This is a genomic window from Haliscomenobacter sp., from assembly GCF_033763495.1.
Taxonomy (GTDB): domain Bacteria; phylum Bacteroidota; class Bacteroidia; order Chitinophagales; family Saprospiraceae; genus Haliscomenobacter.
Window position 1 is genome coordinate 1 of record NZ_JANRKL010000252.1, and the last position, 10,832, is coordinate 10,832.

9 protein-coding genes are annotated in these 10,832 nt (G+C 46.2%); 8 read left to right on the forward strand and 1 reads right to left on the reverse strand.

Going from position 1 to position 10,832, the window contains the following annotated elements:
• The 4 genes from SFV55_RS29480 to SFV55_RS29495 all read left to right on the forward strand — a co-directional run.
• The coding region (locus SFV55_RS29480) for a uroporphyrinogen-III synthase (protein WP_320033193.1) at positions 1–778 on the forward strand (778 nt) is incomplete at its 5' end.
• A 1,011-nt stretch (positions 779–1,789) separates the two neighbouring features.
• A complete protein-coding gene (locus tag SFV55_RS29485) occupies positions 1,790–2,560 on the forward strand; it encodes a class I SAM-dependent methyltransferase (protein WP_320033194.1) in 771 nt (256 codons plus the stop codon).
• Positions 2,561–2,931: 371 nt separating this feature from the next.
• Positions 2,932–4,263 (forward strand): membrane dipeptidase, encoded by a 1,332-nt coding sequence (locus SFV55_RS29490; RefSeq protein WP_320033195.1) that lies wholly within the window; start codon positions 2,932–2,934, stop codon positions 4,261–4,263.
• Between the two features lie 357 nt (positions 4,264–4,620).
• The gene (locus tag SFV55_RS29495) at positions 4,621–5,925 is read left to right on the forward strand and encodes an enolase C-terminal domain-like protein (protein ID WP_320033196.1); all 1,305 of its coding nucleotides are present in this window, start codon (positions 4,621–4,623) and stop codon (positions 5,923–5,925) included.
• On the opposite strand, the gene SFV55_RS29500 is transcribed toward SFV55_RS29495, so the two are convergent.
• Positions 5,915–6,454 (reverse strand): alpha/beta hydrolase, encoded by a 540-nt coding sequence (locus SFV55_RS29500; protein ID WP_320033197.1) that lies wholly within the window; start codon positions 6,452–6,454, stop codon positions 5,915–5,917. The two genes, SFV55_RS29495 and SFV55_RS29500, sit on opposite strands and share 11 nt — an antisense overlap.
• 96 nt (positions 6,455–6,550) lie before the next feature.
• Here SFV55_RS29500 and SFV55_RS29505 point away from each other — a divergent pair, with 96 nt between their 5' ends.
• The 4 genes from SFV55_RS29505 (at position 6,551) to SFV55_RS29520 (ending at position 10,639) form a co-directional block, all read left to right on the forward strand.
• Positions 6,551–8,089: an acetylxylan esterase gene (locus SFV55_RS29505; RefSeq protein WP_320033198.1), complete on the forward strand. Its 1,539-nt coding sequence runs from the start codon at positions 6,551–6,553 to the stop codon at positions 8,087–8,089.
• A 319-nt stretch (positions 8,090–8,408) separates the two neighbouring features.
• Positions 8,409–9,911: a hypothetical protein gene (locus SFV55_RS29510; protein WP_320033199.1), complete on the forward strand. Its 1,503-nt coding sequence runs from the start codon at positions 8,409–8,411 to the stop codon at positions 9,909–9,911.
• Between the two features lie 106 nt (positions 9,912–10,017).
• The gene (locus SFV55_RS29515; protein WP_320033200.1) at positions 10,018–10,218 is read left to right on the forward strand and encodes a hypothetical protein; all 201 of its coding nucleotides are present in this window, start codon (positions 10,018–10,020) and stop codon (positions 10,216–10,218) included.
• Between the two features lie 10 nt (positions 10,219–10,228).
• Entirely contained in the window at positions 10,229–10,639 is a 411-nt protein-coding gene (locus SFV55_RS29520; RefSeq protein ID WP_320033201.1) for a hypothetical protein, read from the forward strand.
• Positions 10,640–10,832 lie beyond the last annotated feature (193 nt).

Here is a 10,832-nt window from a genome sequence, read left to right on the forward strand (position 1 = left end):
GGCAGCAAACGGACAAGCCAAGGAGGAAACTTTCAAAAAAGTAAAGACCATCCTTGTTTCGCAGCCCAAACCTGAACGTTCTCCGTACTACGAGTTGGAGAAAAGGTACAACCTACAAATTGACTGGAGGCCTTTCAGCCATGTTGAAGGACTGGAAGCCAAAGATTTCAGAAAGCAGCGGATCCGTCCCGACGAGTACCCTGCAGTGATTTTTTCCAGTAAAAATGCGGTTGACCACTTCTTTCGCCTTTGTGAGGAGATGCGGGTTAAAATGTCACCAGAAACCAAATATTTCTGCCTGACGGAAAACATTGCCAATTACCTGCAAAAGTTTATTCTTTACCGTAAACGCAAAGTGTTTGTAGGTACGCGGACGATTGAAGATTTGGGGGCTTACTTGAAAAAACACAAGGGTGAGAAATTTTTACTCCCCTGTTCCAATCTAGGTGCGAAGGAAATTACCAAGTATCTGGACGACATGAAGCTAGATTGGAAAGACGCGATCATGTACCACACTGTGAGCTCGGACCTGTCCGACCTCAGCGACGTAACGTATGATGTACTGGTGTTCTTTAGTCCACTCTGTATTCAATCCCTTTACGACAATTTCCCGGATTTCAAACAAAACGAAACCCGTATTGCCGTATTTGGCAACCTGACCCGTCAGGCGGTTGAAGATAGGGGCCTGAATGTGAACATTAATGCGCCTGCTCCAGAAGTGCCTTCTATGACCAAAGCCTTGGAGAACTACCTGCAAAAGTCGAATAAAGACCTGTAGGCGATAAGGTTGTTATGGTGGGCGGATGACGAAGTGCGAATGAGAATTTGTGCTTCGTCATTTTTTTTGCCTGAGCTTACACTTGTCCCCCCAATCCAGAAAGAATATTTGTCGATTTAGAAAGAAAAGTGATGTTTTTTTTGAACATGCTTGGTTATTATAAATTGCCATTATACATTTGCCACATCTCCTTCTATAATCAAAAAATGCACACTGTTATCTTGATGCCCGTTCGGGCAAACTCAAATTCCTCTGTAGTACTGTGAATTTATTTTAGGTCCCTCCATAAAACGGTGCATAGCATAACAGCAATGTTAATCACTTGTCTCCCTTTTGTACTAGACAACAAAACTGGTTCCAGCAATTTGTTCGCCATATCTTTTCAGGGAGAAAAGACATGGCCAACTCCTTTTTGCTCATCCAGTTTTTTAAACAACTTGCTAAAAAATTGCCCTGGAACATAGCTGACACTATGGAGTCAATTTGGTTACAACCAACCCTCCGAATAGCGATGTACCTTCCGGGAATATTGAGGCGAAAAGCTTTGGAGAATCCAATGAGCAGCATGAACAATTTTGCTACTTTGAGGGTACGACCGCCAACTGTGGTATCTTGCTCTCCCTGAAGTTCAAAGCCATCGCTGATGGCCAACTGAGTAACCTTAATTTTTGAGATAAATACAATTTCTTGTCATAATCACTTGGTAAACCTTGCGCTTATTGACAAACGATGGAACCTTGGAACTTCGGAACCTTGGTACCCTTATTCAAGAATAGCGTATTGTGGTTTAGAACACAATTTTGGGAGGGGAGCTGAGCTCCCCTTTCTTTGTTTTGGGGGGATCAATTGTAGATCAGCTCACCAATGTGAGGGTTCAATAAGGTGATACCTGGGAATTCAAAAGTACCTGTAGACGAATGGAAGATTTGCTGCGTTTGGCTTATATTTACGATGCTGAGCGAAAGTGGGCATATTTTCGTCTCCTCCACAAAGTAAAAACAGGCACCCAAAATGAACTACTTTAACCCACGTACAGCCGCAGAACGCTATTCAAAAGGCCGCCCCGACTTCCACCCTAATACAATCAAGCACATCAAAGATTATTTGCATCTTGATAAAAAACTTGATGACGCCTTAGATATCGCCTGCGGGACAGGCCTTTCTACCAAAGCGCTTTTGGAAATTGCAACAAACGTTTACGGGACGGACATTTCGCAAGAGATGTTGAATTTTGCATTGCAACCCGACAAAATTCATTATTCCATTGCTCCGGCAGAGCAGCAGCCATTTGCCGACAATAGTTTTGATTTGATTACGGTTAGTTCAGGTGTCCATTGGTTTGACATTGATCAATTCCTAATTGAAGCGAACCGACTTTTAAGGAGCAAATCGTGGCTGGTACTTTATGAGAATCACTTTATTTCTGAAATGCAGGGCAATAGCAACTTCTCCAATTGGATTCCCAATGTTTACCTAAAAAAATACCCTTCGCCACCCCGTAATAGTGCCTACTCCTGGACAAATGAAAACCTAAACACCAAGAATTTTCATCTAGTAAAAGAAGAAACATTCAAGAACACAGTCGTTTTTAACAGAAAACAATTGGCATTGTACTTCACCACCCAGAGCAATATCATTGCAGCAGTGGAGAACCATGAAACGACCTATGATCAAGTTGAAAATTGGTTAGACAAAGAACTTGCTCCGTTTTTTGACAATGACGAAACTACCCAGACCATCAACTATGGGAATTGGATTAAATACATTCAACGGATAAATTGAGGACGAAAGGCGAAGGTTGTGTGCTCGGTTCATCTCTAAATCAAGCTTCTAAACACTGCTCACTCCAAATTTCAACCCCCAACCGCGGCAGCGGTTGAATCTTGAATAGCCGCGGTCGTCCGCGGACCTGGCCGTTTTACGAGGTTTCGCAACCGCGGTAGCGGTTGAACACATCGCGGGGTAATTCAACCGCTGTTGCGGTTGCGGACCACCCCCGTTCATTTTACCGCGGACGACCGCGGCTATTCAAAATTCAATCACTCCGTGATTCCCGGTGCGCGCTTGAATTCACTTAACCCCACTGGAGTAAGCCCACCCAATATTCCCCCCCTCCAAATCGTTTTCCTCTCTGTCTGTCTAACCGACACAACATGAGAAAACGATCACTGCCCCTAATCTTCATTTACTTCGTCCTTTTGCCGGCTGTGCACGCCCAGGAGATCCGGGAATTTATGGACCTGCAAAGCCACATGACCGTGCATATCCCCTATCCTTTTTTTGGCAAGGGCCTGACCTATTTTTCAGATGAAAAGCCCCCTCAAGTCAATTACAAACATACCTTTCGAAATGTGAACCACGCTAATTTTCTGGAGCACAACCAGGGTGCCCGGATCATCATCAATGGTGCCCTCAGCAAGGAATGGGTGACCTCCAAGAAAAAAGCGCGCCGGATGATTGTGGAGCAAATTGAGTACGTAAATGAGTTCATCAAAAGCCATTCCGACCAATTTGCCCTGGCCAAAACCCCGCAGGAGGTTCGAGATTTGGTGGCGAATACCAACAAAACCATTGTCATCCATTCCATTGAAGGGGGACGCAGATTGATCAACAGCCAGGAAGACGCCGACTTTTGGGCCAGCCAGGGCGTTGCCTACATTACCCTGGTGCATTTGCTTGACGATGAAAACGGAGCCTCTGCCATTACGCCGGGTTTGATGACCCGCCTAATGAATCTAAAAGGAGGCTTGCGCAAAGAAAAAAACCGGAGGCTCAGCGAACATGGCAAAAACGCGATCCAGTACCTGGCCAACGCGGGCGTCATGATCGACCTGACCCACATGTCGGAATTGACCAGGCAGGACGCCCTCGATTACATGATCCAACACCATATCCCGCCCATTACAACCCATGATGCATTTAAACCCATTCAAAACAATTCCCGGGGCATCTCCCCTGCCGACATCATCCGCATTTACCAGCACAATGGCTTTGTTGCCTTGCCCCTCAGTGGTCGAGCGATCAAACCTTACAAATCTTTAGCCCCCTATCAAAACCTGCTGGATAGCTTGAGCCAGGTGGATTGTTACTGTGAAGGTTCAGTCGACGATTATAAAATCACCTATCAGGCGGTCAAGCAATTCATTGAAAACAATGTGGCTCGTATTGCACAGGATTCAAGCCTCGTTTTTGAGGCTTTGGACGACAGCCAAAAGGTGAAATATTCCATCGGATTCCAAACGGATTTTAATGGTTGGCTGAGCCACAATCGCCCGCGGTACGGTAAAGAAGGCTGTTACGAAATGGCCGAAGATCGAACTTACGAGGATATCGAAACAAAAGGCCTGGCCCATCCCGGCCTGCTGAACGAGCATTGGAACCTCTTGCTGCGGGAAGGGGTGGATTTAGAACCGATCAAAAGATCTTCGGAAAAGTTTTTGCAACTGTGGCAGTATTTTTTGGACCATCGGAAGGGGAGGGAGTAGGTGATTTTCTCCAATTGCTTGTCATGGGATTGACTAAATCTTTCGTCTTATAGGTGGGGTAAACTTTAATGGCCTTGAGGTAATTTGATTATCAGACAATTAAAGTAATATCTAGTGATTTTGGCATAAAGCTCTTTCGAGTGACGAGTTCAGAGTACATGAGTTTAGAGTTTTGAAGTGCTACCGCAGCGACTCAGACACTTTCAGGGTCAAAGCCGCTGCGGTAGCTCACTTCTAAACGCGTAAGCCATGTACTCGGAACTCGTAACTCAAAAAAAGAAAATCACTAATTGCTTGATAACCAAATCGCCTCAATCCCTCAATTTCTCAACTTACCATAAAACATCTACTCATAGCATGGCATCCACACCTGGCCCTCGCATTAAAGACATCCACATCACCCCCATCGCCACCGTCGACCCGCCCTTGCTGAACGCAGCGGGCCTGCATGCGCCCTACGCCTTGCGCACCGTATTGGAGATCGTCACCGAAGACAACATCTCCGGTATCAGCGAAATCCCCGGCACCAAAGACATCGACGCTGCCCTGGAAGACTCCAAAAAACTGCTGATCGGCCAGGATGTTTTTCAATTGAATCAAATCCGCCAGGTACTGGTGCAGGCCTTTGGCAAAGACTCATCCGCAGATCGGGGACTAGCACCCTGGGACCAAAGAAAACTGGTGCATATCTTCAGCGCCGTAGAAGTAGCCTGTCTGGACATCATCGGCAAAGTCACGAACAAGCCCATTGTTGACTTATTGGGCGGTAAATTGCGGGATCGGGTGCCCTTTGCGGCTTACCTCTTTTACAAATACGCTGGGGCGGGAGGCGAGCTGGGGTTTGGGCTAGATCCCACTGCCAGCGGCTGGGACGCTGCCCGCCAAAAAAGCGCCTTAAATCCCGAAGAAATTGTTGCCCAGGCTAAGGCGATGTGCAAAGAGTTTGGCTTCCAATCCATCAAACTCAAGGGCGGTGTTTTTCCACCCCGCCAGGAAGTGGACGCCATTTTTGCCTTGCGCGAAGCCTTTGGCCCCGATGTTCCCCTGCGGATCGATCCCAACGCTCTTTGGCAGGTAGAGACGGCCATACAATACGGCCGGGAAATGGAACCCGTGCTGGAATATTTGGAAGACCCCGTGCGTGGACAGGAAAACATGGCCCAGGTCAGGAAAGCCCTCAAAACTCCCCTAGCCACCAACATGTGTACCACTTCCTTCGAAGAAATTCCCCGCAGCATCGCCTTTGGCTCAGAAGACATCATCCTCAGCGACCACCACTTTTGGGGCGGATTGCGAGCTTCCATGACCCTGGCTGGCATTTGTGAAACCTTCGGCCGGGGCTTGTCCATGCATTCCAACAGCCATTTGGGGATTTCACTTGCTGCTATGGTACACCTAGGGGCCGCTTTGCCGGATATGACCTACACCCTGGATACACATTACCCCTGGCAATCAGACGAAATCATCATCGGCGGACGACTGAAATTTGAGGAAGGTTCAGTGATGGTACCCGCTGAACCGGGCCTGGGCGTGGAACTGGATCGGGTAGCCCTGGCCAAATTGCACGAAAACTACAAAGCCTGCGGATTGACCAAGCGGAATGATGAGGTGGAAATGCAGAAGGTGCAGCCGGGCTGGAAATTTGAGGCGGTTAGGTGGTAGGCAACCCTAGCCGCTCCAAAATCCCCAGCCCCTCCGTCCATTCCCCATACCCACTTTGTGCATTAACATGTCCAGCATCGCCAATATTGATGAATTCGCTGCCCCAATGATCTGCAAAAAAGCGTGCTCGTTCCAGACCGACCCATTCGTCATTGCTACTCGCCACAACAATGCTCTTGAAGCCAAGAGCATACAGTGGAATGGGGGAAAACCCCGTTGCCGGGAAAGAATACACAGGCTGTTCAATATCACTTGGAGCGACCAGGAGTGCACCTTTTATTGTATGTCCGTAGCGTTTCGCCCAGTGGGCAACCGTAGAGCAGCCCAGGCTATGTGCAATCAGCACCACTTGTGCTAAATCATATCCTTCTAGAGCTGCTTCAATTGCCTCCAACCAATCTTCGCAATCAGGGGCATCCCATTCTTTTTGCAGGATGCGTTGGGCATTGGGCAAAGTCTTTTCAAAATAGGTTTGCCAATGTTCGGGGCCAGAGTTTCCCAAACCGGGGATGATGAAATAATGGGTCATGGATAACTAATGTTTTGACAAAAAAAGACAAAATAAGCGAGCAAAAAAAATGCCTATCTTTAAAACATAGAAACTGGTTGCATTAAACTATAAACAATGAAAACAAAAACACTACTGCTGCTTTGTGTGTGCGTCACCCAAAGCCTGCTCGCGCAAATTGACAGCACCAAGTACCCACGGCTGCTCACCTGGACCACCCAACAGGATCACGACAACATGAAGCAGCAATTGGGCATCAAAAAGCTGCGACCTGGGCCCAGCGGCAACGAATCGGCACCCAACCACGCCAACTACGACGACGCAATCGCCGACCCTTGCCCACAACTGCCCGATGTACTGACTACCCAAAATGGCAAAAAAGTGACTAGTGCCGAGATGTGGTGGAACCAACGCCGCCCGGAGCTGATTGAAGCCTTTGAAAAAGAAGTGTACGGCCGCATCCCCCAAAACGTGCCCAAAGTGAACTGGACGGTAAAAATCACCGATCGGGAATTCGTGGGCCGTACCCCGGTGATTGCCAAACAAATCATCGGCAATGTGGACAACAGCGCTTATCCTTTAATCAATGTGAACATCAACATGATGCTGGTGGTACCCACCAATGTCAAAGGTCCGGTACCTGTATTGATGATGTACGGCCGACCCTCCTTCCCTGCACCCGCCCAACCATCACCCGACGATCTGGAAAAAATCAATACCAGCTTCAAGGAAATGATGATCCAGGCAAATCCCGAGATGAAGGCCATTTTTGAAAAATATCCGGCTTATATGCCCATCACGAGATTACCAGCGCCCAATCTCTTTGCTCCACCTCCTGCAGGTGACCTGCCTTCTACGGAACAGCTGCTCGCAGCAGGCTGGGGCTATGCCACGATCGACCCCGCCAGCATCCAGGCCGACAATGGAGCGGGATTGACCAGAGGTATCATTGGACTAACCAATAAAGGGCAAGCCCGCAAACCCGAAGACTGGGGGGCCCTACGCGCCTGGGCCTGGGGTGCTGCTCGTGGCCTCGATTACCTGGAAACCGATCCTTTAGTTGATGCCAAAAAAGTAGGCATTGAAGGTGTTTCCCGCTATGGAAAAGCAGCGCTGGTTACCTTGGCTTTTGAACCCCGTTTTGCACTCGGTTTGATCGGCTCCTCCGGCAAAGGTGGCACGACCTTACACCGGCGTGTTTTTGGTGAGGCCGTTGAAAGCCTGACTGGAAGTGGCGAATACCACTGGATGGCAGGCAATTACTTGAAATACGGCACCGAAGAATCGTCGTTTGGCACTAAAACCGGTTGCGATCTCCCCGTGGATTCCCATGAATTGATTGCACTTTGTGCACCACGCTTGGCTTTCATCAGCTACGGCATTCCCGAAAAAGGGGATGCCCGTTGGTTGGATCAAAAAGGCAGCTATATGGCGACCATTGCAGCAGGTGTTGTATATAAATTGTTGGGAGTTAAAGATCTGGGAGTGTCTAACGATTATAAAACGGAGAAAATGCCACCCATGCTTACAGACCTGTTAAACGGTGAACTCGCCTGGCGCCAACACGATGGTGGGCATACCGATGGACCCAACTTTAAACATTTTATCCCCTGGGCGACTCGATTACTGAAGTATGAACGGAAGAGTGCACAGTAAGCAACCGCTCAATGTTTTACCGATAAACTTTATTTTTATCTGTACAGAGGTGATGTTTATGTTCTTGGGACACACCTCTGTGCATGATTTTTTTATTCTTTACACTTTCAGTGATCATATATAAAATAAATTTTATTCGAAATTATTAGATAAATCGAGTAATGTAATAAAAAGAATATCAGGTTTTTGTAGTTTTTTTACGGGTTTTGGTCTTTCTTTTTTTGAAGAAAAATATGGACTAATTGTCCCTTTTATTCTTGCCTGCCCGCCTTATATTTGACTTTGGAATATTCTCTGTGCTAATAACGAAATACATCTCATGAAAGAATTACGGGAACTGGTTCTTGTAATGGAAAACAATGGCTGTGGGGCCACTGCAATGTTCAACGGCAGCTCTGGAACCGCGTCAAAGTTGTCCGTTTTTTACAAGGGCATTTCACAGAACAGTTGGGAATCCGACGACAATGCAGCCAAAGCCTTGTATCCAGGAGAAGGCTCGCATTCTTCTTACCGCAAGTTAAAGTCGGATTTAAAAGAACGTTTGGTCGACACTATCCTCACCCTGAAGTTCAACAGCAACAAGTACAATAGCTACCAAAAGGCGTATTACCGCAGCCACCGGGAATGGGCTGCAGCTAAAATCCTGTTGGGGCAAAATGCCAACGACGCTGCGGCAGATTTGGCCACCAAACTCTTGCGCCAGGCCCGCCAGTTTGATTTCAGCGGCTTAGCCATGGATATTTGCAGCGTGCTGCGCTTGTACTATGGAGCTCGGATGGGTGATATGGCACGTTTTGAAGAGTTTAACAAACTATTTTGCGAATACCAGGAAATTTATCAAGCAGAAAACCGGGCCGAGGAGTTTTACATCATTCTGAGCTCAGGTTTTGTCAACAACAAATCAACCAAAGAGGACATTCGGGATAAAGCCAAGGATTTTCACGACGAGTTGTTGCCTGCGCTCAAAAAATTCAATTCGCACCGCCTGCATTTCTATGGAGCATTAATTGAATTGGCCTGTCATACCTCCATCAACGATTACAACACTGCCTTAAAAGTTTGTGAACGTTACATCCAGTTCTTTTTGCAAAAGGAGTACGAGGCCCATGTGCCCCTTCAGATTTTGTACTACCAGGAATTACTCTGCCATGTACAATTGAAAAACTTCAAGGCCGGCCGAACTGCTGCTGAAAATTGTTGCAAACTCCTGGCCGAAGGAAGCTACAACTGGTTCAAATACCAGGAATCTATTTTCCTGCTGGCCATGCATACCGATGAGTATCAGGCAGCCTATGACATTTACAGCGAGGTGATCAAAAACAAACGTTTCAACCTGTTGCCAGACAATGTCAAGGAAATTTGGAAAATCTTTGCCGCTTACCTGGCTTACCTGATCCGTTTTGAAAAAATCAAACCCTCCGCAAACGATAGCCTCAAGAATTTTAAACTCAGTCGTTTTCAGAATGAAACGCCCGTTTTTTCTAAAGACAAAAAAGGAATGAACATTGGCATCTTGGTGGCTCAATTGCTGCATTTGTTGTCGGAAGGAAAAAAATCGCAGTTCATTGATAAAGTGGAGTCACTGGAGCAGTACACCTATAAGTACTTGCGCAACGACCATACCCTGCGCAGCCATTACTTTATCAAAATTTTGTTGCAGATTCCGCTCTCGGGTTTTGACAGAAGTACTTTTTTGGCTAAAACCCGGACTTATCTGGAAAAAATGAGTGCAGTACCTAGCGAGGCAGCCAATCAAACCAATGAAATTGAAATCATTCCTTTCGAGGAATTGTACCAAATGTTGGAAAGCCAGCTGCGTTAATTGCTCCAGTTTTTGTAATGTTTAAGCTAAAATATACATAACTTTTTAGCTGATTATCAGCTTCCTATTCATTTCTTCTCCCTCTTCCAACACCAATTAAAAGGTAATGATTACCGCATTTTTTTTAGCCTCTCCCTTCAAGGATTGTCATAATTTTATATTATTAAAAAAACAGTGTATGTCGCAGCACAGCAAAAACATACCACTTGCTCGGGCCTTAGCCAAAACAGGTAGATGGTTTCTTATTCCAAATCATGGTGAGTTGGGCGGTGCTGTCATCATTACTGTTGATGTTACAGTGGTATAAGCCAAAACTAATGGTAAAGACATATCCGAAGGGCAATTTGGCGGCCAAGATAAGGCTGCTAAGAAATGTAAAAATACTGTTCAGTGAAGTCATTTTTGGGACACCTGGTAAGCGGTGTGAAGGATCGGGGCTTTGTCGAATTTACACAGTAACCGGTGCAAAGCGCCTCAACCCGCATTCTCGCCGTGTCCCAGTGATCCTTTTGATCAATTCCAAGGGCAGTTTGGGGCTTCGACTGAGCAAAAATGACCTTTCTGAGGATCTTTATAGAGAGCTTTTCCAAGGACCATCTTTCTTCATGGAAGAGCAGTTTTTATTACCGAAGTATTTCGCTCGCAAGCTGGACATAACACAGTACAAAGTTCCTGCTGGAGCCTACCCTCTGCAAACCAGAGGCAATTGGTTGGATATCGTTTTTTAGAAATAGCGTTTTAATTTCTGCCCTTTTTTTAAGGGGCAGAATTTTTTTATCAAATAATAACAATATAATTACAGATTTGCTTCTATTAGCTACCACCAATACAATGGCCGCAATGTAACAAAACCAAGAAAAAATAATGTAGTTAAAATATTGATTTTTAATTATTTATAATATTATTTTTTACTCCATTGTC

Coding starts and splice junctions, on each gene's coding strand:
- SFV55_RS29485 (WP_320033194.1), top strand. CDS start 1,790: ATGAACTACTTTAACCCACGTACAGCCGCAGAACGCTATTCAAAAGGC.
- SFV55_RS29490 (WP_320033195.1), top strand. CDS start 2,932: ATGAGAAAACGATCACTGCCCCTAATCTTCATTTACTTCGTCCTTTTG.
- SFV55_RS29495 (WP_320033196.1), top strand. CDS start 4,621: ATGGCATCCACACCTGGCCCTCGCATTAAAGACATCCACATCACCCCC.
- SFV55_RS29500 (WP_320033197.1), bottom strand. CDS start 6,454: ATGACCCATTATTTCATCATCCCCGGTTTGGGAAACTCTGGCCCCGAA.
- SFV55_RS29505 (WP_320033198.1), top strand. CDS start 6,551: ATGAAAACAAAAACACTACTGCTGCTTTGTGTGTGCGTCACCCAAAGC.
- SFV55_RS29510 (WP_320033199.1), top strand. CDS start 8,409: ATGAAAGAATTACGGGAACTGGTTCTTGTAATGGAAAACAATGGCTGT.
- SFV55_RS29515 (WP_320033200.1), top strand. CDS start 10,018: ATGATTACCGCATTTTTTTTAGCCTCTCCCTTCAAGGATTGTCATAAT.
- SFV55_RS29520 (WP_320033201.1), top strand. CDS start 10,229: ATGGTAAAGACATATCCGAAGGGCAATTTGGCGGCCAAGATAAGGCTG.